We start from the raw sequence: 24652 nt of genomic DNA on the forward strand, positions 1-24652 counted from the left end.
CAGCGTCGGCACGAATTATCCAGTGGCGCTGATTATTTCATTACAACGGTACCCAATCTACGCCATCGAGGCGGCTCCAATCGTCGCAGGCCCAGTCCCAGATGAGTTGGGCGACGGTTGCGCCGTCGCTCAGCGTGGCGCCGAGGCGTTGGTTGCGGGCCGGGTGGTGTAGTTCGAGGGTGTAGTCGGTCGGGGAGTTGCGGCGGGTCTGGATGAAACTCTTTGCGTCGTTTCCCTTTTCGGCGATCAGGAAGGGGGTGGTGGCGAGCAGATGGAGTTGGCGGACCCAGTCGAAAATCTCGCGCTGGGTCAGTGAGGAATATTTGCGTTCACCGCCGATATCGATCGAGGCGTAGCGGCGAATTTCGGGGCTGGTCAAGGTGTTGGTTCGCGCATCGTAGATTTCGTATGCGAAACCCGCGATGAGGGCTTCGATGAGCTCGCGTACCCGCGGTGCGGCGTAGTCCATGGCGGAGCCGCGCGTCCTGCGGCGATCCACGCTGTCGGCGGCGGTCACCCGAACCGAATCTCCGGCCGCCTCGATCCGCAGCCTGGCATGTCGGGCCGCGGCCGGGATTCGGCTGTTCCAGCCGTGTAGTCCGGCGATGACGGTCTGGTAGAGGTGGTCATCGGCGGGTTGCCCGCGTCTGGATCGAAAATAAGGAAGTACGTCCCCCGGCGATGCCGCCGCTCCCGCGGGTAGCACCACGAACTCATAGCTCATCAACCCAATTTAACTCGGCCCCCGACACATTCGCCCGCCCTGTTTTCGACCCGAACCGCACTTGATAGGCAAGTATTTACTTGCCTATAGTGTGGGGGTGAGCGGTGATGTATTCAAGGCGCTGGCCGACCCCACGCGTCGGGCGATCCTCGACGAACTGGCCGATCGCGACGGACAGACATTGTTCGAGCTCTGCACGCGGCTCACCGTGGGGCACCAGCTCACTTCGAGCAGACAGGCGATATCGCAGCATCTGGATGTGCTGGCGGCCGCCGGTCTGGTGACCACGCGCCGGGACGGCCGGTACAAGTTCCACCATCTGAATCGAGAACCGCTGCGGCGGCTCACTCACCGTTGGCTCCAGGAGGACCCATGATCCGTATCAATATCACCAGTGTTCTGGTCGATGATCAGGACAAGGCATTGCGCTTCTACACCGAGGTGCTCGGCTTCGTGAAGAAGACCGAGGTGCCACTCGGCGAGGCGCGCTGGCTGACGGTCGTCTCGCAGCAGGAACCGGAAGGCGTTGAACTGCTGTTGGAGCCCGATGGGCATCCGGCGGTCCGGCCGTTCAAGGAAGCGCTGGTCGAGGACGGGATTCCGTTCACCTCGTTCGCGGTGGACGATCTGTACGCCGAGTACGAGCGGTTGCGCGGGCTCGGCGTGCGATTCACTCAACAACCGCTCGATCAGGGGCCGGTTGTGACCGCGGTGCTCGATGACACCTGCGGCAACCTGATTCAGATCGCCCAGCTGAAAAGCTGAGACTCAAGCCGTTCGGAGTATTGCGTCGGCGAGGAGATCCAGTTGGCGGCGTGCCTGCAATGAGCCGATGCGCAGCACCAGATGCTGTGCACCCGCATCGAGGTACCGTCCGAGCCAGTCGACGCATTCTTCGGCCGAACCGCCGAAATAGGCTTGGATCGTGGACATTTCGTCGAGCGAGCGGCGGTAGTACCGGCGGACGTAGCCGTCGAGTTCGGTGCGCGCAGCGGCGGAGTCCGGGTTGATATTGATGGTGGCGTAGAGGGCTGGGGTGATGTTGCGGGTGGTCTTCTCGCGCAGGGTATGCCATGCGCGGGCGTAGGCTTCCGGGTCCGGTAGGAACGGCAGCCAGCCGTCGTAGTGGCGGGCCACCCGTTCGAGCACCCGCGGTGTGTCACTGCCCGCCAACCACAGCGGGGGACCCTCTGGGCTGGCGGCGGGCAGGGTGCGCTTCAGGTCGTCGAGTTGCCAGTAGCGGCCGTCGAATTCTGTTCCACCGGACCAACTCCGACGCCAGATGGCCACCGTTTCGTCGAGCCGGCCGACACGTTGGTCGAAAGGTACCCCGACAGCGGCGAATTCGTCGCGGCTCTCGGGCAGCGGGAATCCTGCGCCGAGACCGAGGATCAACCGACCGTTGCTGAGCTGGTCTACGGTGGCGGCGGTGTGGGCGCCAAGCAGTGGATGACGCAACGTCGCGGTGAGTGCGGCGGTGCCGAATCGGACGCGCGTGGTAGTCGCGGCGACGGCGGCGAGTAGCGGCAGTGGATCGACTCGGGTTCGCGCCAGCGGCGAATCGCCGATCCACACCGAATCGAACCCGGCATCCTCGGCGGCGCGCGCGAATCCGACCAATCCGGCGGCATCATGTTCGCCGGTCATCGAAGTTTCGCGGCTGGGTAGCAGCAAGCCGATCTGTGTCATACCGGCGATCTTCACCCCCGTTGCCGAATCGGGGCAATTACCTCGAAGGTAAGCGACCTAGCGTGGTTCGAGCTCGGATTGAACGAGATCGTCGGGGAAGGCATACCGCCGAAACGCCCAGTACCGGAACGCCATGGCGAGCAGCACGCCCAGAATCTGGCCGGTAATGAAGTTCGACACGGCCTGGGTGACCGGACTGACGTGCGGCACCCGGATATCGAGCACATACAGCGCGACCGCCTGCGGCAACAGCGTGACACCGATACCGAGCGCACTGATGGCGAAGAACAGCGCCGCCTCGTGGTGCCGCTCGCGACCGCCCCTGGTCCGGAACGACCACTCGCGATTGAGAACATACGAAACGATGGTCGCGATCAAGACACCGAGCACGCGCGCGGTGAGCGGCTTCTCACCGAGCACGGTCAACTTCAGCGCATAGACGATTCCGGTGTCGATGAACCAGGTGATCCCGCCCACCACGGCGAACTTGAGCAGTTCACGTCGCTGGATCAGATACGACCGGTACGGCTCCGGGATCCGGTCGAGCGCAAGCTGGACGAAGGACACGCCCCGCACTATATCCAGCAAATCTGTCACCTCACGTTTTCGACCGGCGATGCCGCCCTAACCCAAGCATGCCCGCACCCGCCGCGCCAGGAAAGTCACCTCGACGGTTTCGGGCGCGCCGCGTTGGTCAGCGTGGCAGTGCTGGTCGTGGCACTGTGTCTTACCTGACCCCATAGTCGCAAGGAGGAGCGCTCATGGCCGATGCAGGCAATTGCGGTGTTGTGCTGACCGCGGGCAAGGCGCAGGTCAGCATCGACCCGGAGAATGGCGGGCGGCTGAGGAGTTTCCGGGTCGGCGATCTGGAGCTATTGCGGCAGGGCGCGCGGTACGGCGCGTTTCCGATGGCGCCCTGGTGTGGGCGGATGGGATCGGGGCAGTTCCGGAACGGCGCAACGTTGCATCAGCTGCCGATCAACGCCGATCCGCACGCAATCCACGGCACCGCCCGCGACAGGGCCTGGCATGTCCTCAGCACAACGGTATCCACCGCCGCGCTGGGCTGCGAACTCACCGACCCGTGGCCGTATCGCGGGCGTATCACCCAGGAGTTCCAGCTCACCGAGCACTCGATCACCCTGACCATGCGGGTCGAAACAGCGGGCGAGTCGTTTCCGGCTCAGGTCGGTTGGCACCCGTGGTTTCTGCGAAATCTGGGCTCCGGCAAGGACATCCAACTCGACTTCACCCCCGCCTGGCAGGAGGAGCGCGGCCCCGACTATCTCCCGACCGGACGCCGCATCGGCCCACAACCCGGCCCCTGGGACGACTGTTTCGGGATGCCCGATGGCACTGCCGTGACCCTGACCTGGCCGCACGCTCTCGAGCTGACCATTACCAGTCCCGCCGAGTGGGTCGTCGTCTTCGACCAACAACCCGAAGCCGCCTGTGTAGAGCCGCAATCCGGTCCGCCCAACGGCATCAACACCCATCCACGTCCGGTCACCGCGAGTGACCCGTTGGAACTGTCCACCACTTGGGCGTGGCGTCTGCTCGACTGAACCCTATGCGCCGTCGATCTCGGCGGCCACGCCGTTGAGGATCAGCTCCAGCGCGAATACGAAGTCCTGGTCGGCCGCATCGGTATCGCCGTCCGACGGCGATTCGAACAGCGGACTGGCGAACAGTGCGGCCGCCTCGGGGAAGCGGTCCGGATCGACGAGGACGGCGAGCGTGCGGCGGTAATTTCGATTTGCCTGCACCTCGTCGAGACCAGTGCCGCGCCGCGCCGCGGTGATCTGCTGGGTGAGCAGACTCGCTTGCCGCACATGCCCGCTCACCAGCGTCAGGATGCCGACCTTGGTCGCCCAGTCGAGTCCGGTGTCGGCGAGTGCGCGCAATGCGGCATCCATCCAGCCGATCGTGTTCGGACCGCGAGGCGGCCCGGAGATCGGTAACTGCGGCAACCACGGATGCTCGGCGTAGACCGCGCGCATCGCGTGTGCCCACTGCCGCATCCCGGCCCGCCAGTCGAGGGATCCGGTCCCGAGATCCGGTGTCGGACCGGTCGCGAAATCGGCCATCAGCTCAAAAAGTTCATCCTTGGAACCGACGTGGCGGTAAAGCGCCATTTTCGTGAAACCCAGTGTCTGCGCGACCTTCAGCAGCGTGACCTCGCCGAGCCCGGCGCGATCGGCGAGGTCCACCGCGGCGCGCACGACCCGGTCGACGTCCAGTTCCGCCGGTCGTCCGAGCCGCGCGGGTGCCGGGAGTCGCCAAAGCCTGCCCAGGTCGGCGGGCACCGCCTCGTCGGCCATGGCCTTACCTCCTCGGTATCGCCGATGCTTCTGCGGGATATTAGTCCGAGAGATAGTATATGGTAGATAGTATCCCTCAGATACTATCTATTTGCGGAGAATGTAATGACCGATCAGCTGGTCGCCTCCAGATCGCGAGTACACGACGTCGACGCCATGCGCGGTTTCGCCCTGTTGGGCATCTTCATCGTCAACATCACCTTCATGGCCTCGGGTTATCCCGGCAATCTGGTTACCGACCCCGCGTACACCTCCACCCTCGACGACGCCGTGCGTGCACTGTCCGAGGTCTTCGTCGAGATGAAGTTCTATCTGCTGTTCTCATTCCTGTTCGGCTACAGCTTCACCCTGCAGATGGAGTCGGCGGCCGCAGCGCGAGCCGCCTTCGAACCACGGATGCTGCGCCGCGTCGGGGGCCTGTTCGTCCTCGGTGTACTGCACATCGTGTTCCTGTACGCCGGCGACGTGCTCACCACCTATGCGGTGGCGTGCTTGGTGTTGTACTGGATGCGGCGGGTCAGCGACCGAACCGCATTGCGCGTTGCGGCGATTCTGTACGGCTTGGTCGTGGCGAGCCTGCTGCTCGGCGCGGTGTTTCTGGATGCGTCGGCACTGCTGCCCTCGACCGCCGAGGCGCAAGCCAATGCCGAGCACGCGACCCAGGCCATGCTCGGCGGCTGGAGCGAGGTGATAGGCGAACACCTCGACGGCCTCGGACTCCTTGTCCTGCAAGCCCTTACCCTGCAGGGACCGACCGCGTTGGCGATGTTCCTCCTCGGCATGGTCGCGGGCCGGCGCAAACTGCTCGCCGAGGTACACGGCGACGAACCGATCCTGCGTCGAATCCAACTCATCGGCTTCCCCATCGGCCTCACAGGCAGCATCCTCTTCACCATCGGCGGCGGCACCGGCCACACCCTCCCGGTCGCAATCAGCGTCGCCACCGCACCCCTGCTCACCGCCGCCTACGTCGCGACTCTGCTCCGCGCAATGCACAGCCCCCGCACGTCTTTCGTCCGCACAGCCTTGGCCCCCGCTGGCCGCATTGCCCTCACAAACTACCTCGCCCAATCGGCCATCGGCCTACTGATCTTCACAGGAATAGGCATCGCCGCCGCCGGCACCTTCTCCCCCCTCGCCACCATGACCACAGCTCTGTTCGTCTTCACCCTCCAACTAGCTCTGAGCGCACTCTGGCTCCATTGGTTCCGCTACGGCCCCGCCGAATGGACCCTGCGCTGGATCACCAACGCCCACCGTCCCACCTGGCGCAGAACCCCACCCGAAGCGCTGCTGAATCAACCATGAGGCCGGCAAGAATGTCGGGGTGACGCAACGAGCGGAGGATAAACTCCTAGTTCTGGTCAACGGGATACCCGGCTCAGGTAAGTCGACATTGGCGGCTCTGCTTGCCCGCATTTTGGATGCGCAGCTGCTCTCCAAGGACACCGTGAAAGAAGCCTTGGCGGAATGCATTTCCCGACCCGATGCCGTGCCGTCGCTCGGCGCGATCGCGATGGAAGCTGTCTGGGCGATGGCTACAGCGATACCGCAGACGGTGGTGGTCGACTCATGGTGGTTCCGGCCACGCGACCTCGAGTTCACGCGAGCGGGCATTCACCGAGTCGGCGCCGATCGGGCGATCGAGATCTGGTGTGACGCTTCGGTGGAAACGGCGCGGGCCAGGTATACGCAGCGGCAGCGGGCTGCGGTGCATGACGATGGGCTTCGCCTTGTGCGCGATTGGGACACGTGGGCCGAGCACGGCCGACCGTTGGAACTGACCCCAGTGATCCATGTCGATACCACGAAGCCGACAGATACCGCTGGCCTCGCCCGCCAGATCGAGACGACCGCAGCTTCGGTTCATCCGACCCGAGCCGGCGCCCCCGCGCGGTCAGCGACGCACGGAGGAACTCCGGTGAGAGTGCTGCCGTCGCGGAATTGTGACTCCGATCAGCCGCGCTGAGGGATCGGACGATCAGGCGGGGATGGTTGCGGGGAGGCGGCTCAACGCTTCGAGGGCGGCGGTGGTTGTTTCGGGGGTGGCGGGGAGGAGAGGGAGGCGGACGGTAGGGGTCGGAATGCGGCACTGGGCGGCTAGCGCGGATTTGATGACTACCGGGTTGGGTTCGGCGAAGAGGGCTGCGGACAGGGGGGTGAGACGGTGGGTGAGGGCACGGGCTTCCTGGACGGGGCCGTCGCGCCACAGGTCGATCAGAGTGGCGAAGGCCGAGGTGGCCAGGTGCGCGGTGGCGAGGATTGCGCCCGGGGCGCCGAGGGCCAGCAGTGCGGCGGCGTGCAGGTCGTCACCGGCCAGGACGGTGACGTCGGGTGGGAGGGTTGCCATGAAAGTGGTTGTGGTGTCGTCGATGCCGCCGACGGCGTGTTTGAAGCCGATGATGTTCGGGATGCGGGCGAGGTCGAGGAGGGTGTCGGCGCCGAGGATGCGGCCGGTGCGGTGGGGGATGTTGTAGACGATGAGGGGGACCGGGCTGGTGGCGGCCAGGTGACGGAAGTGCGCGAGGACGCCGGCTTCGGAGGGGCGGGTGTAGTAGGGGACAACGGTGAGCGCGGCAGTGACAGTGGAGCCGAGGGTGGCTAGTGCTTCGGCCGAATCCGCGGTGGAGTTCGTTCCCGCTCCGGCGATCAAGGGGGCGTTGCGTTCTCGGCAGACGCCGCCGCAGATATCGAGGACGCGATGGCGCTCTTCGGGGGTCAGAGTGGCGGTTTCGGCGGTGGTGCCGAGGGCGACGATGCCGGTTGCACCCTCGTCGAGTACCTGATGAGCCAGGCCCGCCAGTGTGTCGGCGGCGAGTTCGCCGTTGGCGGTGAACGGTGTGATCAGGGGGATGAAGAGGCCGGTGAGCGTCATGGTCTCAAGCCTGGCCCGCCGCGATACGTCAGGTCCAGTTCGCGTTTCTTCCGTTGAGCATAAGCTGAACTGATGCTCGACGTTCGAAAGCTACGCCTGCTGCGCGAACTGGCCCATCGCAAGACGATCGCGGCGGTCGCGGAGGCTATGAGCTACACGCCATCGGCAGTCTCCCAACAGCTGACCGCGCTGGAGCGGGAAGCAGGAGTACCGCTGCTCGAACGGACCGGGCGACGCGCCACTCTCACCCCCGCCGCACTCACCCTGGTCGAACACGCGGAGACGATCCTCGCGGCCCTCGAACAGGCCACCGCCGATCTCGCCGCCTCCCGCGCAACACTCACCGGAACGCTGCGCATCGGCGCTTTCCCGACGGCCGTCGCCACGATCCTCGCCCCCGCCCTGGTCGCACTGAGCCACGACCATCCGCGACTGGAATTGCTTGTGACAGAACTGGATCCGATTACGGTCCCGGACGCACTCCGCACCGAAACCCTCGACGTCGCGCTGGTCCAGGAATACGACTACGTACCCGCCGAACCCGATCCCGCCCTGGACACCGAGCCGCTCCTCGAGGAGACCATCTACCTGGCCGCCCCGACCGCCACACCGCTCGAAGACCACCGCGACGCCTCCTGGATCGTCGGCACTCCCGGCACGCTCTGCCACACCATGACGATCCGGGCCTGTCAGGCGGCCGGATTCACCCCGCGGGTCCGCCATCACGTGGACGACTTCAGCACCGTCCTCGCCTTGGTCGCCGCCGGTCAGGGCGTTGCCCTGGTCCCCGAACTCGGCGCACTGACCCCACCGCCGAACATACTGCTCACAGCCCTATCCACCCGACGCAAAACCCTTCTGGCCTACCGGCGCGGTACCGGCCGACACCCGGCCGTCGCCGCCGCCCGAGCCGCCCTACGCACCTCTGCCACCACGATTTCCAGCACTCTCGGCAAATAGGGGTGCCCATGCGCCCGACCAGCCCACAACAATTCCACCCGATCTCGATCGGTGCGATCCAATCGCCGTGCTAGGCGACCGACTTCCGCAACGCCGCCAATTCGTCCCCACGCGGATCACTCACCACACCCGACTCCGGACTGTCGAAGATCTGCACCAGCCGCGAATCCTCCTCGAAGCGCGCCCACCCTGGATCACCCGACTCGGCGAAAGCCACCCACGCCGAATGGATTTCATCGGCGAGCGGTTGCGGCGGATTGGGACCGGTCAGGGTGCGCGCGCCCGCGAGTGCGTCGAAGACGAACGGCACCTCCAGAACGTGACAGGCACCGAGCCCCTCGATACCGGATGACCACGCGAACTCATAGGCGTAGCTCGGCGCGCCCGCGGCGGCGATCGACTGAGCGATCCGCAAGGTGTCCGAGCGGAAGGCCCGATCGGTAATGATCGCGGCGAACACATCCGCCGCCGAGGCGCCCGGACGATTCGCACCGTAGATATCCCCGAGCCCGGGATCGAGTCCGTAGCGGGTGAGCACGAAAGGCAGGGTCTCTGTGGTGATCCCGGCTGCGATACCCGTCGGCACCGTAAAGAACCGGAACTCCTCGGCGGTGCATCCGGCGATGAGCGGCACGGCCCGATCAGGTTGCGCGGCAAGCACTTTGACGGGTTGCCCGTCGAGCACCTCACCATCGATCACCGGAAGCAGACTCATGATCCCCATCCCGTTGGCAATGATCGAGGACCCCCACCGCGCCGGATCCGGATCGCTCATCAGCGCCAGCGCGAGTGTATCCTGCGCCGCGCGCAGCTCATCGGGACCCAACTCGCCGAAATCCGCCGCGGTGGGGCTGATACCGAGACTCGTAGCCAATTCTCCGGCGAGTTTGCGCGCATCCTCGACGGCCACCGCGGCGGATCCATTGCCGCTCTGCATGATCGCCTGCCGGAACAACCCACGCGAGAGCGGCGAAGCCATCAGCGTCGCCACACTCATTCCACCCGCCGACTCCCCGAATACGGTGACCCGGTTCGGATCTCCGCCGAAGGCCGTGATGTTTTCCTGCACCCACCGCAGCGCGAACAACTGATCGTGTAACCCCCGGTTCAGCGGTGCGTCCGGCACCGCAGCGAAGCCGGATATACCGAGCCGGTAGTTGATCGAGACCAGCACGACCCCGTCGCGCGCGAACGCCGCACCGTCGTAGATCGCCCTGGCGTTGGATCCTCGGGTGAATGCGCCGCCGTGAATCCACACCATGACCGGCAGTCCGGCACCGCCCGGATCCGGTGTCCACACATTGACATTCAGATATTCCTCGCCCGGTATCCCGTCACTGCCGATCAGCGCGTGGATCGGCGGGGGATAAGGGGTCTGCACGCAGGTCGCGCCGTGGGTGAGCGCATCACGAACTCCCTGCCAGTCCGGCACCCGCGTCGGCAGACGGAAACGCGCGGGACCGACCGGCGCCGCCGCGTACGGAACGCCGAGGAATGCGGTGATCCCCGCGGTCGTCCGACCGCGGATCTTGCCACCGGTGACGGAAACAATCGGTTCCATGAGACTCCTTCGCTCGACTCGATTCTCTACGCAGCCCCCCGCGTCGGACCACGGTTTCGAGCACCTCGCAGAACTTCCGGAATCTCTTCGGCATCGGACTCGGCCTCGCCGGCGCACGTTCGCTGGTCCGCCTACGGTGGAGGTGTGCTCATTCGCTCAGGCGATACCGTCATCGGCGCATGGGGCGTCCCCGGCGCCGCGTTGTCGCAGACCGACCACGAGATCGCCGTGGCCGCCATCGATCAGCTCGACTGAGGCGGGTTCCGGCGCGATGCAAGGCGCATGCAAGGCGATGTAAGCCAGCCGCAACCGCCCATCTGCAGAGTCGAGTTCATGAACGAGACATTCGATGTGGCCGTCGCCGGTGCCGGACCGGTCGGACTGATGCTGGCCTGCGAACTTCGCCTCGGTGGCGCCGAGGTGCTGGTGGTCGAGCGGCTGGCCGACCCCGATATGACCATCAAGGCCGCTGCGATCAATGTGCCCACTGCGCAGGCGTTCTACCGCCGGGGCATGCTGCCCGACCTGCTCGAACAGCAGAATGCGACGGTGCAGCGCATCCGCGCGGCGGGCATGTTCCCGAATGCCGCGACCCAGCGTCTGCCGATCGCTGGTCATTTCGCGGGCATCATGCTTCGCGCAGACGAAATCGACTTCGACGACCCGGTTTTCGCCGAACTCGGCCCGGGCGCCGAGGCGGTGCTGGTGGCCCAGCAGGCCATCGAGGCGATCCTGGCTCGGCGTGCCGACGAACTCGGGATCGAGATCCGGCGCGGTGCGGAGTTGACCGAATTCGACGATGACGGAACCGGTGTCACTGTCCGCCTCGCCGACGGCACCGTCCGCGCGAACTGGTTGGTCGGCTGCGACAGCGGCCGCAGCACGGTCCGCAAGCTGGCCGGATTCGATTTCCCGGGTCTGGACCCGGAGATCACCGGCCATCAGGCGGTCGTCGAAATGACCGGCGCGGAGGGCTTGCGTCCGGGCTGGAACACCACCCACACCGGGATCTACACCAGCGGTCCGACACCGGGCCGGATCCTGACCGTCGAACTCGACGGCCCGCCCGCCGACCGGACAACCCCGGTCACCGCGGCCGAATTGCAGGCCAGCCTACGCGCGGTGTCGGGTGTGCCGGTCGAGATCACCGCAGTGCATTCGGCAACGCGATTCACCGATAACACCCGCCAGGTCACCGACTATCGCAAGGGCCGGGTGTTGCTCGCCGGCGATGCGGCCCACGTGCATTCGCCGTTCGGTGGGCAGGGACTCAATCTCGGCATCGGCGATGCGGTCAACCTCGGCTGGAAATTGGCCGCGGTGGTGCGCGGCGATGCGAGCGAAACCCTGCTCGACACCTACACCGCCGAACGTCATCCCGTCGGCGCATGGGTGCTGGAGTGGACCCGCGCACAAGTGGCGCTCATGCGACTCGACCAGCGCAGCAAGGCATTACGCAAAGTGATGACCGATCTGTTGGCCACCCGCGATGGCAGCACCGCGATCTTCAAGAGGATCTCCGGTGTTCTGCACCGCTACGACCTCGGCGGTGGCCACGAGCTGATCGGCGCGGTCGCACCGGATATCGAGCTGTCCGATGGCAGTCGGGTCGGTGCGCACTTCGCCGATGGTCGGGCGATTCTGTTGGATCTGACCGATTCCGCGCAGCTGCGGACGATCGCCGCAGCGTGGTCGGATCGGGTACGCGTGGTGACCGCGAAACCCGTTGCACCACGCAAGCTTTCGGCAATGCTGATTCGACCGGACGGTTACGTTGCCTGGGCAGCGGATTCCGGCGATCGCGATGGACTTGCCGAAGCGCTGTGCCGCTGGTTCGGCGACAAATCCTGATCGGCTGGTGCCGGCCCGGCGATCAGGGACCGGGCTGGCACCCTCGGAGCATCAGGCCTCTTGGCGATACACCGCGACGACCGGAATCACCCGAGACGTCTTCGCTTGGTACTCTCCGAAACCCGGCATGATCTCGACCATCCGCGCATACAGCTCATCGCGTTCGGCACCGGTCACCACCTCGGCCTTCGCCGTATAGCTTTCGGTACCGAGTTCCACGGTGAATTCCGCATTCGCGCGCAGATTGTGGTACCAAGCCGGATGCTTATCGGCGCCGCCGTTCGAGGCGATCAGCACGATTCGCTCACCGTCAGGGAGATAGACCAGCGGGCTGGTGACCTGGCGACCGGATTTGGCGCCGATCGTCGTGATCAGCACCATCGCCGCACCCTCGAACATGCCGCCGACCTGGCCCGCATTGGCGCGGAACTCATTGATCACCTGCGCGTTGAAGTCGTTCACTGCACTCCCATCGGTTGTTTTCCGCACCAACCCGCGGATAGCGCCGGAAATTCCGCCCCGCTCCTTGCCGGACCAGTCGGGGCAGAATACAGTACGTCCGTACGGTTTGGTTGAATCGACTTGGAGCTGCCGATGTGGGATCCCAAGAAGTACCTCGCCTTCGATGACCACCGCTCGCGTCCATTCTTCGAACTACTCGGCCGGATCGGGGCCGAGAATCCGCGTCGCGTCGTCGACCTCGGATGCGGCCCAGGACATCTCACCACTTCGATTGCCGAGCGCTGGCCAGGCGCGGTCATCGAGGCATCGGATTCTTCGCCCGAAATGGTCGCCGCGGCAAGGGGTCTCGGCATCGACGCACAACTCGGGACGGTGCAGGACTGGCAACCGGCACCGGATACCGATGTCGTGATCAGCAATGCCGTATTGCACTGGGTCCCGACGCACACCACTCTGCTGCCCCAATGGGTGCGCGCGCTGCCTGCAGGCGCCTGGCTCGCGCTGCAGGTGCCCGGCAACTTCGACGCACCGTCACACCGCGCGATTCGTGAACTCGCGAGCCGCGAAGAATGGCGCGACCGGCTCACGCCCGCGGGCATACTGCAGCCGCGGGATGTTCTCGACCCCAGCGGATATGCCCAGGTGCTCACGCTCACCGGTTGCGCGGTCGACGCATGGGAAACGACTTACCTGCAACGGCTCTCGGGGGAGAATCCGGTCCTCGAATGGGTCACCGGAACCGCCCTGCGCCCGGTGCGCAACGCACTCGACGACACCGGCTGGCAGGAGTTCACCGCACAGCTGGCGCCACTGTTGCGCGCGGCCTACCCGCGCCAGCTCGACGGCACGACCTGGCTGCCGTTCCGGCGGGTCTTCGCCGTGGCACACAAGGACGGCTGAGCCCTGATTATACTTCCCGGCTATGGCTCAGGCGGCAATCCCTACTTCGGAAAGGTTTGCGATGGTTCCCAGCGTTCTCCCCTGTGCTTGCGGTCCGGACTGCCGGTGCGGTTGCCAGGATGGCGGCAAATGCTCATGCGGAGATAAATGCCAACACGAATGACCGATCGATGCTCCCGAATTCGGGAGCATCGATTCGTGTTCAGGCGGTGCCCGGCGCGACGAACATGAAGCTCTTCTCCTCGACGCGTTGCTTGATCCGCCACCGGCCATCGACGCGAGCGAAGGTGTCGTGATACCAGAGCCCGCACAGCATCAGACTCTGCCGACCTTCGCCGGTCGAGACCAGCATCGGGTTGTGACACATGGTGCGCGCGGTGGCGGTGTCGCCGTCGACGGTGATGGACGAATTGCTGATCAGATGTTGAAACGCAAGGAAATTCGGCATCACGCCGGCGAGGAACTTCTTGGTGGATTCGAGATCACCGACCGCGCCGCCCATGGCCGAATAGTCGATATGCGCATCCGCGGTGAAGATCTCGTCGAGCAGATTCCACTGATGGGTGTCTACCGCATGTGAGTACCGGACCATGAGGTCCTCGATCTCCATGCGGTCGGAAATCTCCTGTAGGGACAGCATGGTGCCTCCGAATTGCCGACACATCGTTCCGGCGGTGGCGCGGAACTGTGGGTCAGGGTAGCGGTTGGTTGCGCGGCGAATGGGATATCAGTGCGGTACGGCGTCGCGCACCCGCCCGTCCGCGTCGTGCAGTAGTGCGCGGGCCGCCGACACGTCGACTCCGGTCAGGCGCATGACGATAGCGGTTTTCACTTGGCCGTCGGCGGCATCCAATAGGGCCGCGGCGGTGGCGGAATCGGTTCCGGTCGCCTCAGCGACGATGCGGCGCGCACGGTCGACGAGTTTGGCATTGGTGGGCTGCACATCCACCATCAGGTTGCCGTAGACCTTGCCCGACCGCACCATGGCGGCGGTGGAGAGCATATTGCACACCATCTTCTGCGCCGTGCCTGCCTTCAACCGGGTGGAGCCGGTCAAAACCTCAGGTCCCGTATCGATTTCGATGCCGACGTCGGCGTAGGTGCTGGCTTCCGCGTTGCGGTTGCAGGAGATCGCGACGGTCGCGGCACCGATCGAGCGGCCGAATCGCAGCGCACCGATGGCGTAGGGGGTCCGGCCGCTGGCGGCCAGTGCGACAACCACATCGTCGCTGGTAAGTGCGATGGCGGACAGATCGGCGGCGGCCAGCGCGGGATCGTCCTCGGCACCTTCGACGGCGCGCAGCAAGGCGACGGGTCCGCCCGCGATTATGCCGAGAACCTCGCCGGGATCGGTGCCGAAGGTCGGTGGGCATTCGGCCGCATCGAGTACGCCGAGGCGGCCGCTGGTGCCCGCGCCGAGGTAGATCAGTCGACCGCCGTGCCGCCGTGCCGCGACGATCAGCTCGACCGCTCGTGCGATCTGCGGAATCGCCTGCGCCACAGCCGAAGCCACACCGGCATCCTCGGCGTTCATGGTGTGCAGCAGCTCGTCGATCGGCATCGAATCCAGCATGCTGGTGCGTGGATTCGACGCTTCGGTTGTCAGCGAACCGATTTCGGTCACCGCGACACCGGGTAATTCATTCGGCCTCCTTGGTTCGACGATCGGCTACCGCCTCGTAGGTGCGCCGCAGCGCCCTTGCCGCCGACGGCGTGCGTTGCAGGACGCCGACATACAGCGCATCGACGATGAGGAGCTGACTCATACGACTCGCCATTGCCGCGGAACGGAATCCGTCCTCACGTCCGGCCACGAGCACCGTGTGCGCGGCGGTATTCGCGAGTCCGGATCGAGCCCCGGCCGTCACGGCGACAGTGCGCACGCCCGCGTCGGCGGCCCGGCGCACGGCTTCGACGATAGCGGCGGTCTCACCCGAATGCGAGAACGCGACGGTTACATCACCGGTCTGGAGCAGGCTGGCCTGCACCAGCGCGTCATCCTCGGATGTGCATGCGCCGCACCACATTCCGATGCGGGTCAGCTTCTGCGCCATATCCATCGCGACGAGTCCGGACGCCCCGATGCCGACCAGATGCACCCGTCGCGCGCCCACCAGTGCGTCGACGACGGCTTCCATGGTCGCGGGATCGGCGAGTTCGGCGGTCGCCATCATGCCCTCGGTTTCGAAGGCGGTCAGTTTGTGCAGTACCTTCGATAAAGGGTCGTCGGCATCGATATCGGTGGCGAATACCGGCGCGTTGTCGTCGCCGCCGACCGCGGCCATTGCCAGTCGCAGCTGCGGATAACCTTCGTAGCCGAGGGTTTTCGCCAGTCGGACCACCGCGGAGGTGCTGGTCGCGGATCGCTCGGCGAGCTGGCTCACTGTGAGCTGTGCGGCGGCAGCCGGATCGTGCCGGATCACCTGCGCGACGCGAAGTGCGGTCGGGGTGAGTCGTGGTAGCGCCGCCAGCAGGCGAGTGCGTACGTCGTCGGAATCGGGCATCGTTCACCCCGCCAGCGTGAGTCGTCGGGGCATGGTTACCGGCGCGCCGGGCAGTGTGAATCCAGCCGCACCCGGGGTGATGGAACCGAGCACCGCCGCGCGACTCGCTCCGGTACAGGCGGGATGGCTACCCGCCAGACCGTGTGCGGTGAGGAAGCCGAGCACGGCGAATGCGGTGGCCTCCTTCGCCGCCGACGGTAGGCCGAGTTCGTCCGAAGTACGCAATTTCGTGGGGCCCAGAGATGCGCCGAGCATTGCCATCAGGGTGGGATTGCATGTCCCGCCGCCCGACGCGACGACCTCGGTCGGGCGCAGTGGTGCGAGGGCGTCGGCGATGGTGCGGGCGGTCAGCGCGGTCACAGTGGCGACAATATCGTCGGCGGAGGCCGCGGGGCCGTCCAACACGCGCTCCAGGTAGCTGCGGTTGAACAGCTCCTTGCCGGTGGACTTGGGGGCCGGTGCGCGGTAATAGGGTTCCGCGAGAAGGGTTTCCAGCAGATCGGTATCGATGTCGCCGCGGGCGGCACGTACTCCGTCACGGTCTAAATGCTCGACACCGCCCGTGCACAATTCGACGGCCGCATCGATCAGCGCGTTGCCAGGTCCGGTGTCGAAGGCGACCGGCTTGTCGCCGGTGACTGTGACATTCGCGATCCCGCCGATATTCAGCGCGGCCGCGCGTTCGGGACGTCCCGCCAGCCACAGCAGGTCGAACAGCCCCACCAGCGGTGCGCCCTGTCCGCCTGCGGCGATATCGCGCGAACGAAAGTCGCTGACGACCGGCAATCCGGTGCGTTCGGCGATCCATGCGGGCTGACCCAGCTGCAGCGTGCCCTTTACCGCACCGTCGCTCACCCAGTGGTAGACGGTCTGCCCATGGGAGGCAACGAGATCGGCTGTGCCGCCGAAGAACTCGTACATTGCCGCCAGAGCCGCATCGGCGAAGGCCTGGCCGATCGCGGTATCCAGACGGCACACGGTCGCCATGTCCATGGCATTGGGCGGCAAGGCGGCGATGAGTTCCGAGCGCAGTTCGTCGGGATACGATCGGCTGAGCTGTCCGACTAGTCGCACCTGAATCGTCGTGTCCCGCAATACGATGTCCGCCCCGACGGCGTCGATCGCATCGTGCGAGGTTCCCGACATCAACCCGATGACGCGCACTAGGCCACCACCGCAACAGGTTCCGGCTCATCCGGTGCGGACGCCGAGTGGAACAGGCTCGCGATGCCGCCGACGATCAATGTCACGAGTACACCGATCGGCACCAACCACTGTGCCGCGATCCCCTTTTCGACCACCTTCCCGGCGACGGTCACATCGATCTTGACCACCCGCACCACGAATGTCATCACGATCACCGTGGCAATGAAGGCGACGATCGCGTCGAACTGGTTGGCGCGCGCGACCAGTCGCCCGAGCAGGAACGCGCCGAGCAGCGCACCGTAGGTGTAGCCGGCGATGGTGAGCGCCGTCAGGTACACATTGCCCGTCGTCGCACTGAAACCCATGGCGAACAGCGCCATCAGCGCCGCCCACACCAGTGTCATCACGCGCGCCAGACGCAGCAGCGTGGCATCGGCGAGCGTACGTCGGGAGAAGCCGCGAATGATATCGGCGACCGTCGAATTGGCCATGGAATTCAACGCCGAGGACAGCGACCCCATTGCCGCGCCGAGGATTCCGGCGACCAATAGCCCGGAGACCACCACCGGCAACCCGTGCAGAATGAAGTTGGGATACAGACTGTCCGCGCTGGCCAATCCGAGTTCCTTGGCCGTCTTGCCGCTGTTGTATGACCACAGCAGCACACCGACCAAGGAGAACGCGGCGAATTGGATGGCCACGAAGATGCCCGAACCGATCATCGCCTTCTGACTGTCGCGCAGCGACCGCGTCGCCAGAATCCGCTGCACGATCAGTTGATCCGAGCCGTGCGAGGCCATCGCGAAGATCGCGCCGCCGATAACCGCGGTCGGCAGGGCGAATGTGCTGGTGAGGATGTGCGCGAGACCGAAATCGGTATCGAAGACGCGGAACTTGCCCGCATGCAACGCATCCGACCAGCCGGAGGCGCCGACATGGCCGGTGAGCACACAGATCGCGATAAGTGCACCGGTGAGGTAGAGGCCCATCTGCAGCGCGTCGGTCCAGATCACCGCCTTGATGCCGCCGAGGTAGGTGTAAACGACGGTCAACAACGTCAGCGCCACGATGATCGCGTCGTAGCCGAAGTCGAGTCCGAATTCGCTGAGCAGCAACTTGATCGGAATGGCTGAGGCGAACAGTCGCACACCTTCCGCGAGCAGCCGGGTGAACACGAAAGTCACCGCGGCCACGCCCTGCAGATAGCGACCGAAACGAAGCTCGAGGTACTGGTACGCGCTGACGAACCCGCCGCGCTTGTAGAGCGGGATCAGCACGATCGCCACCACCGTGCGTCCGATGATGTACCCGATGGCCAATTCGACATTTCCGAAGGCCTGATCGGTGTAGGCGCCACCCGGAATCGAAATGACGGTGAGCACACTCGTTTCGGTGGCCACCACCGACAAACACACTGTCCACCACGGCATACGGCCCTCACCGACGAAATAGTCGCTGCTGGACTTCTGTTTTCCGGACAGCCGCAGGCCGATCCACGCGACGGTGACGAGATAGACGACGATGACGGCAAGATTGAGTGCGTTCAACGCAGCTCCCCGGTGACGCGGCGGACTGAGTGCAATTAAGTGTCAGTGGTCACGCATGTCCTGTCAATAAGTGTCAGAGATTCGGGTGACCAGCGCTTCGAGCGCGGTGGTCGGGTCGAGGCCGAGCAATGCGGCACCGTCGATCGGATCGCCGATCGGATCGCGGCGGTCGATCGCGTGCGCGATCCGGCGGTCGAGCGGCTCCAGGAGTGGCGCGCCGAGCTTGGTGAGACCGCCCGTGATCGCATAGGGGACCGGTGGACGAATTCCGGATCGTTCGATCGCGGCGAGGACGGTGCGAGCGAGTGCGCTTGCGGCGGCTGCCATGATCGCGGCCGCGGTATCGTCGACAGCGGCGGCGACGAAGGGTGCGAACTCGGCGGCGATCAGGGCCGGATTATCCTGTTCGCCAAGATATTTCGGCAGTGCTTCCAGTTCGATGCCGTAGTGTTCGCGGGCCTTCTCGGTCAGGATCGTGCGTTGCCCGCGGCCATCATGGGCACGTAGTGCGGCGCGTAGACCTTCGAGGCCGATCCAGCCGCCGCTGCCCTCATCGCCGAGTTGCGGTCCCCACCCGTCGACTCGGGTAAACCCGCCGGCATCGTCGACGGCGGTCGCGACGGCCCCGGTTCCGATAGCCAGCACGACACCGGGGGATCCTCCCAGCGCCCCGGCGTGTGCGGTGACGGCGTCGGAAGTCACGGCGACCGCTGCCGCGCCGGGAACCTCCGCCAACCGCCGGGCAAGTGCCGCCGCCGCGTCCGGTGCCGATGCGGCACCCGCCGCGCCGACAGACAGCGTGAATGTTGTTGGTAGCGAATCGATCTGCCTTGTCACCGCGTAGATCGCACGCTCCGCCGCAATGACACCCGTCGCGTATGCCAGCCCCGGCGCACCCGGTGCTTCCGCATAGCCGACCTGACTTCCGTCGACGCGCAATGAACCGCGACAGCCCGTCTTGCCGAGATCGATCGCGAGAACATGGCTGGTCATGGGAACATCTTTACCCTGTGCTCGGCGAGATTGAGGCCATCGCTGAGTGTCGACGCCGCGACGAGCAGACGAGTTCGGCCTCCGAGTCCTTGACCGCTGCGTCAGCATCGAGGACCACGTCGATGCGATCGGGATCGACAACGATCACGCCTTCCTCCTCGGCGAGGATCAGGTCACCGGGGGATACCTCGACGCCACCAGAGGTCACCGGAGTCTGTAGCTCACCGAGTTGTGCGGTGGTGCCCGCCACAGGCGTGACGAAGCGGCTCGTTGATCTCGGCGGATTTCCAGCAAACTATTGGCACACCACCGTATGATGCGTCAAGAATTCGGTTTGCCCTGCTGCGATGACATCCAGGAGGTCATGCGCGTGGAAGACAACCGATACCTGGCCGAGGACGAAACGGCACGCGAAATGCGTCGCAGAATAGCGCTGGCGCTGCCCGCATTGGGGCTGATGGAGCCCGTTGTCTGGAACGGCTCGAACGGTAACGCAGCCGAGCCGTTGACCGTCGAATTCCCGACTGTCCAAGACCGGTCCCCGGGGCCGGGCACCACGATTCACGGCTTGGCCGACCTGAACTGGCAGCCTGTACCCGGCGCACCACCGCAAAGCTTCGAAACCGCCGACGTGCTCGGTTCCTATCGAACCCCCGGCTTCTACGCGAGCTATGCCCGCTGGCACCCCGGTTGGATGAGCGCCCCGCACGCCTACACCTTCGATCGCCACGCCGTAATGCTGTCGGGCGTATGGACGGTCGGCGCGGGCCCCACCATCGACCTCACCGCCACCCTGCCCATGTACCCTGGCGAATTCGCCACGCGCACAGCGGGTACACCGCACTACGACGGAACTTTGGGCGACAGCCCGGAGCCCGCGGTTTTCATCCTGTTCGGAATCGGGCCTGCCGTACCGATTCCCGTGGACCCCGCGCGGCCGCTGTTCGTCCGCATCTAGTCGCGAACCAGGCGAGAATGAGTGTGTGGCCGATCGTTGATGCGGAGGTTCGGTGCGACTGAATGCGAAACTGGCGCGGGAACGGTTCATGGCAGAACCGGTAGCCCGACTCGCCACCGTGTCCACCGACCTGCGTCCACATATCGTGCCGATCGTATTCGCGGTCATCGACCACATCATCTACAGCGCCGTAGATGCGAAGCCGAAGACGACAACAGCCTTGCGCCGCTTGGCGAATATCGCCGCGAACCCCACCGTAGCCGTGCTCGCCGACCACTACAGCCAGGACTGGACGCACCTGTGGTGGACCAGAGCCGACGGCACCGCGCGAATCGTTGACGCCCCCGAAGCCGAGCAAGCCCTGGAGCTTCTGACCGCACGGTATCCCGTCTACCGCACCCAGCCGCCCCCCGGACCGGTGCTGGCCGTCGACGTCACCCGCTGGTCGGGCTGGTCCGCGAGCTGACCTGTCGATCTACTCGCCTCGCGCAATGGACGTAGCCGTTCCTGCCGAGTCACACCACGGATCGTGAAAGCATGGGATCACCGGTCGAGAGGGGACACGCGTGGGGCAGCTGGAGGGCAAGGTAGCAGTGATCACCGGGGGCGCGCGCGGTCAAGGGCGTTCGCATGCGGTCACTTTGGCCGCTGAAGGCGCCGACATCGTGCTGTGCGATATCGCCGAGCCGATCAGCAGCGTGCCGTATCCGCTGAGCTCCGAAGACGATCTCGCCCAGACCGTCAAGCTCGTCGAGGAGACCGGGCGGCGCTGCCTCGCGGTACAGGCCGACGTGCGCAGCCGCGCGGCGATGGACGGGTTGGCCGAACGGGCCGTCGCCGAATTCGGCCGGATCGACATCCTGCTCGCCAACGCCGGTATCGCCTCGGGTGCGGCCATCGCCGAGATGGACGAGCAGATGTGGCAGGACATGATCGATGTCAACCTCACCGGCGTCTTCCACAGTTTCCGTGCCGTGGTGCCGCATATGATCGAACGCCGGTGGGGCAGAATCGTTGCCACCTCGTCCATCGTCGGCCGCATGGGAGCGGCGAACTCGGGCCACTACGCGGCAGCGAAATGGGGTGTCATCGGTTTGGTCAAATCGCTTGCCCATGAAGCAATTCCGCACGGCATCACCGTCAACGCGGTACTACCGGCCGGTGTGCGCACCGATATGATCATGAATCCGGCAATGTATTCGGCGATGGTGCCCGATATCGAGAATCCCACCCTCGAGGATGTGGAGGCGATGTTCGCCTCCGGTCCGCCGAATGGCGACCTCATTGTGCCGCAAGAGGTTTCCCAAGCAATCCTACTTCTGGTCGGCGAATCCGGGCGCCACTTCAACGGCGAAGCGATCACCATCTCCGGTGGCATGAGCGCGGGCACCATCTGACGCGCGCCGCAAATCAACCGAAGTCGCCCTTTACGTCGACTGAACACTCCCGCCGGCGCGACTAGTCACCCAACAGCTGCCCGTCTTTTTCGTCGGTGCGAGGTGTAGGCCGCCCTGTGGGACTGACCGCAAGTGGTGACACAGCGCCGTCCGACGCCGTACTCTCTGAGTACGGAACGCGTTGATCAGCGAATATTCGGACATCATGTCCGCGAAGTACGTGACCACCACACGTCGAATCGAATATCCGAACTCTCCGCCGCATCACCGGAGCTGGGCGCGCCTGTCCCGACACCACGGCCGCACCGATCGGCGTTCGCGTTTCAACCCGCATGAGGTCCGGAGCCTGGACAACAGGACGAATGGCAAACCAACAGCTCTCGTTATCGGAGGTGGATGATGGCCAGGAAGTTCGAGGGGAAGGTCGCGCTCGACATACGTGATTCGGTCCCCGATTGGGGGCCTTACGCAGAGCCGACGGCGCCGCGGGGCGCGCCGAATGTGTTGTATCTGGTGTGGGACGACATCGGGATCGGCACCTGGGACTGTTACGGCGGTCTGGTCGAGATGCCGAATATGAAGCGCATCGCCGATAGCGGTGTGCAGTTCACGCAGTTCCACACCACCGCCCTGTGTTCACCCACACGCGCCTCCTTGATGACCGGCCGGAATGCGACCTCGGTCGGTATGGCGACCATCGAGGAGTTCACCGACGGGTTCCCGAGTATGTGTGGGCGCATACCGGCCGAAACCGCGCTGTGCTCGGAGGTTCTCGCCGAGCGTGGGTGGAATACGTACGCGGTCGGCAAATGGCATATGACTCCACTGGAAGAGGAGAATCTGGCCGCATCCAAGCGGCATTGGCCGCTGGGGCGTGGGTTCGAGCGATTTTACGGTTTCCTGGGCGGCGAGGCCGACCAGTGGTATCCGAATCTGGTGTACGACAATCACCCGATTTCGCAGCCTTACCCTCCGGAAGACGGATATCACCTGTCGAAGGATCTGGCGGACAAGGCGATCGAGTTCATCCGCGATTCGAAGGTGGTTGCCCCCGACAAGCCGTGGTTCACCTACTTGTGCCCGGGAGCCGGGCATGCGCCGCACCACGTACCACGGGAATGGGCCGACAAGTACCGCGGCCGGTTCGACATGGGCTATGAGAAGTATCGCGAGATCGTCCTGGAGAACCAGAAGCGCATGGGTCTGGTGCCGGAGAACACCGAATTGTCGCCGATGAATCCGTATTCGAATGTCACCAGCGCGGACGGCAAGCCGTGGCCGGCGCTGGATACGGTGCGGGCGTGGGATTCGTTGTCGGAGGACGAGAAGCGGCTGTTCCGACGGCAGGCGGAGGTATTCGCCGGATTCCTGTCCTACACCGACGCGCAGATCGGCCGACTGCTGGACTATCTCGAAGAAAGCGGCCAACTGGACAACACCATCATCGTCGCGTTCTCGGACAACGGTGCCAGCGGCGAGGGTGGGCCGAATGGCACCGCCAATGAGATGAAGTTCTTCAACGGCTACATCGACACGATCGAGGACAGTCTGGGCAAGCTCGACGAGCTGGGTTCGCCGACCACCTACAGCCACTACAGCATCGGCTGGGCGATGGCGTTCAACACCCCGTACAAGCTGTACAAGCGATATGCCTCGCACGAAGGCGGCATCGCCGACCCGTGCCTGATGGCATGGCCGGCCGGTGTGGCGGCCCGCGGCGAAGTGCGCCACCAGTACCTCAACGTCTGCGATGTCACCCCGACCGTCTACGACCTACTCGGCATCACACCCCCGGATACGGTGAAGAACGTACGACAGCGTCCTTTGGAAGGCATCAGTTTCCGGGCGCTGTTCGATGACGCGAACGCGGACGTCGGTAAGCACACGCAGTTCTATTCGATGCTCGGCACGCGCGGGATCTGGCAAGACGGGTGGTTCGCCGACACCGTTCACGCGGCATGTCCGTCCGGCTGGGGGCATTTCGACCAGGACCGCTGGGAACTGTTCCATATCGAGCAGGACCGCAGCCAGATGCACGACCTGGCCGATGTTCATCCCGAGAAGCTGGAGGAGCTGAAGGCGCTGTGGTTCTCGGAGGCGGAGAAATACAACGGCTTCCCGCTCAACGATCTCGACGTCATCTCCATGATGACGCGTCACCGCCCGACGTACGGTGCGAATCGGGACAGCGCTGTCTACTATCCAGGCGTCGCGGATGTGGGCCCCGGGGCGGCGCTGGAGATTCAGGGACGGTCGTTCGCGCTGCTCGCAGAGGCGACGATCGACAATGCCGATGCCGAAGGGGTGCTCTTCGCTCATGGCGGCCGACTCGGTGGACACACCCTCTACGTCAAGGACGGCCACCTTTGTTACACCTATAACTTCCTCGGTGAGGAAGAGCAGACCATCGTCTCCGATCGAACGGTCCCGCTGGGCGACCACATCCTCGGCATCCGGTACGAGCGCCACGGTACCCGCCCCGATAACTTCACACCCACCGGTGAGGCCGTCTTGTACATCGATGAGAACCCGGTCGGCTCTCTCGATGACATGCGGACCCAGCCCATCGTTTTCTCCGGCGTCGGAGAAGGAATCCGCGTCGGCCGCGACAGCGGTCAGTCCGTATCCGCGAGCTACCGCTCACCGTTCCCGTTCACCGGGGGAACGATGCACCAGGTCATCGAGGACGTGAGCGGCAAGCCCTACCAGGACCTGGAAATGGCGGCGGCTGCGGCATTTTCGCGCGATTGAGGCGGCGATCCGT

27 protein-coding genes are annotated in these 24652 nt (G+C 65.0%); 13 read left to right on the top strand and 14 right to left on the bottom strand.

What is annotated here, in order from left to right:
• Positions 1-40: 40 nt before the first annotated feature.
• A complete protein-coding gene (locus ACIBJI_RS21710; RefSeq protein WP_364351474.1) occupies positions 41-724 on the bottom strand; it encodes a hypothetical protein in 684 nt (227 codons plus the stop codon).
• Between the two features lie 97 nt (positions 725-821).
• Here ACIBJI_RS21710 and ACIBJI_RS21715 point away from each other — a divergent pair, with 97 nt between their 5' ends.
• Positions 822-1100 carry a metalloregulator ArsR/SmtB family transcription factor gene (locus tag ACIBJI_RS21715; RefSeq protein ID WP_364351477.1) on the top strand — a complete coding sequence of 93 codons (279 nt, stop codon included), beginning with the start codon at positions 822-824 and terminating at the stop codon, positions 1098-1100.
• Positions 1100-1489, top strand: coding sequence for a VOC family protein (locus ACIBJI_RS21720; protein WP_364351661.1), 390 nt, complete (start codon positions 1100-1102; stop codon positions 1487-1489). Before ACIBJI_RS21715 ends, ACIBJI_RS21720 begins: the two co-directional genes overlap by 1 nt.
• A gap of 3 nt (positions 1490-1492) precedes the next feature.
• Here the strand turns inward: ACIBJI_RS21720 and ACIBJI_RS21725 are convergent, their stop codons facing one another.
• The gene (locus ACIBJI_RS21725; RefSeq protein WP_364351480.1) at positions 1493-2413 is read right to left on the bottom strand and encodes an LLM class flavin-dependent oxidoreductase; all 921 of its coding nucleotides are present in this window, start codon (positions 2411-2413) and stop codon (positions 1493-1495) included.
• Positions 2414-2470: 57 nt separating this feature from the next.
• Entirely contained in the window at positions 2471-2980 is a 510-nt protein-coding gene (locus tag ACIBJI_RS21730) for a GtrA family protein (protein WP_040690789.1), read from the bottom strand.
• A 194-nt stretch (positions 2981-3174) separates the two neighbouring features.
• Here ACIBJI_RS21730 and ACIBJI_RS21735 point away from each other — a divergent pair, with 194 nt between their 5' ends.
• Complete coding sequence (locus tag ACIBJI_RS21735; protein ID WP_364351483.1) at positions 3175-3978, top strand: aldose 1-epimerase; 804 nt, start codon at positions 3175-3177, stop codon at positions 3976-3978.
• Positions 3979-3981: 3 nt separating this feature from the next.
• On the opposite strand, the gene ACIBJI_RS21740 is transcribed toward ACIBJI_RS21735, so the two are convergent.
• Positions 3982-4734 carry a TetR/AcrR family transcriptional regulator gene (locus ACIBJI_RS21740; RefSeq protein ID WP_364351486.1) on the bottom strand — a complete coding sequence of 251 codons (753 nt, stop codon included), beginning with the start codon at positions 4732-4734 and terminating at the stop codon, positions 3982-3984.
• 105 nt (positions 4735-4839) lie between these two features.
• Between ACIBJI_RS21740 and ACIBJI_RS21745 the strand changes: the two genes are divergently transcribed.
• Both ACIBJI_RS21745 and ACIBJI_RS21750 read left to right on the top strand, forming a co-directional pair.
• The gene (locus ACIBJI_RS21745) at positions 4840-6042 is read left to right on the top strand and encodes a DUF418 domain-containing protein (RefSeq protein WP_364351489.1); all 1203 of its coding nucleotides are present in this window, start codon (positions 4840-4842) and stop codon (positions 6040-6042) included.
• Positions 6043-6061: 19 nt separating this feature from the next.
• Positions 6062-6703, top strand: a complete 642-nt coding sequence (locus ACIBJI_RS21750) for an AAA family ATPase (protein ID WP_397085452.1) — start codon at positions 6062-6064, stop codon at positions 6701-6703.
• 12 nt (positions 6704-6715) lie between these two features.
• Here the strand turns inward: ACIBJI_RS21750 and dapA are convergent, their stop codons facing one another.
• On the bottom strand, positions 6716-7609 hold the full coding sequence (gene dapA / locus ACIBJI_RS21755; protein WP_364351495.1) for a 4-hydroxy-tetrahydrodipicolinate synthase: 894 nt from the start codon (positions 7607-7609) through the stop codon (positions 6716-6718).
• 72 nt (positions 7610-7681) lie between these two features.
• Here dapA and ACIBJI_RS21760 point away from each other — a divergent pair, with 72 nt between their 5' ends.
• The gene (locus ACIBJI_RS21760; protein ID WP_364351498.1) at positions 7682-8569 is read left to right on the top strand and encodes a LysR family transcriptional regulator; all 888 of its coding nucleotides are present in this window, start codon (positions 7682-7684) and stop codon (positions 8567-8569) included.
• Positions 8570-8639: 70 nt separating this feature from the next.
• Here ACIBJI_RS21760 and ACIBJI_RS21765 read toward each other — a convergent pair whose 3' ends face one another.
• Positions 8640-10130: a carboxylesterase family protein gene (locus ACIBJI_RS21765; RefSeq protein WP_364351501.1), complete on the bottom strand. Its 1491-nt coding sequence runs from the start codon at positions 10128-10130 to the stop codon at positions 8640-8642.
• 81 nt (positions 10131-10211) lie between these two features.
• On the opposite strand from ACIBJI_RS21765, the gene ACIBJI_RS21770 reads away from it, so the two are divergent.
• On the top strand, positions 10212-10385 hold the full coding sequence (locus tag ACIBJI_RS21770) for a heme-binding protein (RefSeq protein WP_364351664.1): 174 nt from the start codon (positions 10212-10214) through the stop codon (positions 10383-10385).
• Positions 10386-10463: 78 nt separating this feature from the next.
• Complete coding sequence (locus ACIBJI_RS21775; RefSeq protein ID WP_397085454.1) at positions 10464-11981, top strand: FAD-dependent monooxygenase; 1518 nt, start codon at positions 10464-10466, stop codon at positions 11979-11981.
• 51 nt (positions 11982-12032) lie between these two features.
• On the opposite strand, the gene ACIBJI_RS21780 is transcribed toward ACIBJI_RS21775, so the two are convergent.
• Positions 12033-12443: a nitroreductase family deazaflavin-dependent oxidoreductase gene (locus ACIBJI_RS21780; protein ID WP_364351507.1), complete on the bottom strand. Its 411-nt coding sequence runs from the start codon at positions 12441-12443 to the stop codon at positions 12033-12035.
• Positions 12444-12575: 132 nt separating this feature from the next.
• Here ACIBJI_RS21780 and ACIBJI_RS21785 point away from each other — a divergent pair, with 132 nt between their 5' ends.
• Positions 12576-13343, top strand: coding sequence for a trans-aconitate 2-methyltransferase (locus tag ACIBJI_RS21785; protein ID WP_364351510.1), 768 nt, complete (start codon positions 12576-12578; stop codon positions 13341-13343).
• Between the two features lie 202 nt (positions 13344-13545).
• Here the strand turns inward: ACIBJI_RS21785 and ACIBJI_RS21790 are convergent, their stop codons facing one another.
• The 7 genes from ACIBJI_RS21790 to ACIBJI_RS21820 form a co-directional block, all read right to left on the bottom strand.
• Positions 13546-13983, bottom strand: coding sequence for a nuclear transport factor 2 family protein (locus tag ACIBJI_RS21790; protein WP_364351513.1), 438 nt, complete (start codon positions 13981-13983; stop codon positions 13546-13548).
• 87 nt (positions 13984-14070) lie between these two features.
• Positions 14071-14967, bottom strand: coding sequence for an N-acetylmuramic acid 6-phosphate etherase (murQ, locus tag ACIBJI_RS21795; protein ID WP_364351516.1), 897 nt, complete (start codon positions 14965-14967; stop codon positions 14071-14073).
• Between the two features lie 16 nt (positions 14968-14983).
• Entirely contained in the window at positions 14984-15847 is an 864-nt protein-coding gene (locus ACIBJI_RS21800) for a MurR/RpiR family transcriptional regulator (RefSeq protein WP_364351519.1), read from the bottom strand.
• Positions 15848-15850: 3 nt separating this feature from the next.
• Positions 15851-17011 (bottom strand): anhydro-N-acetylmuramic acid kinase, encoded by a 1161-nt coding sequence (locus ACIBJI_RS21805; RefSeq protein WP_396956830.1) that lies wholly within the window; start codon positions 17009-17011, stop codon positions 15851-15853.
• A complete protein-coding gene (locus ACIBJI_RS21810; protein WP_364351525.1) occupies positions 17011-18540 on the bottom strand; it encodes a sodium:solute symporter in 1530 nt (509 codons plus the stop codon). Before ACIBJI_RS21810 ends, ACIBJI_RS21805 begins: the two co-directional genes overlap by 1 nt.
• A gap of 63 nt (positions 18541-18603) precedes the next feature.
• Positions 18604-19533 (bottom strand): N-acetylglucosamine kinase, encoded by a 930-nt coding sequence (locus ACIBJI_RS21815; protein ID WP_397085457.1) that lies wholly within the window; start codon positions 19531-19533, stop codon positions 18604-18606.
• Positions 19534-19543: 10 nt separating this feature from the next.
• Positions 19544-19783 carry a hypothetical protein gene (locus tag ACIBJI_RS21820; protein WP_364351531.1) on the bottom strand — a complete coding sequence of 80 codons (240 nt, stop codon included), beginning with the start codon at positions 19781-19783 and terminating at the stop codon, positions 19544-19546.
• A gap of 120 nt (positions 19784-19903) precedes the next feature.
• Here ACIBJI_RS21820 and ACIBJI_RS21825 point away from each other — a divergent pair, with 120 nt between their 5' ends.
• From ACIBJI_RS21825 to ACIBJI_RS21840, 4 genes are all read left to right on the top strand, one after another.
• Entirely contained in the window at positions 19904-20491 is a 588-nt protein-coding gene (locus ACIBJI_RS21825) for a hypothetical protein (protein WP_364351534.1), read from the top strand.
• Positions 20492-20549: 58 nt separating this feature from the next.
• The gene (locus tag ACIBJI_RS21830; RefSeq protein ID WP_364351667.1) at positions 20550-20957 is read left to right on the top strand and encodes a TIGR03668 family PPOX class F420-dependent oxidoreductase; all 408 of its coding nucleotides are present in this window, start codon (positions 20550-20552) and stop codon (positions 20955-20957) included.
• A 100-nt stretch (positions 20958-21057) separates the two neighbouring features.
• A complete protein-coding gene (locus ACIBJI_RS21835; RefSeq protein ID WP_364351537.1) occupies positions 21058-21888 on the top strand; it encodes a mycofactocin-coupled SDR family oxidoreductase in 831 nt (276 codons plus the stop codon).
• Between the two features lie 399 nt (positions 21889-22287).
• Entirely contained in the window at positions 22288-24639 is a 2352-nt protein-coding gene (locus ACIBJI_RS21840) for an arylsulfatase (protein ID WP_397085459.1), read from the top strand.
• Positions 24640-24652 lie beyond the last annotated feature (13 nt).

This window comes from Nocardia sp. NPDC050408, assembly GCF_044458905.1.
GTDB lineage: Bacteria > Actinomycetota > Actinomycetes > Mycobacteriales > Mycobacteriaceae > Nocardia.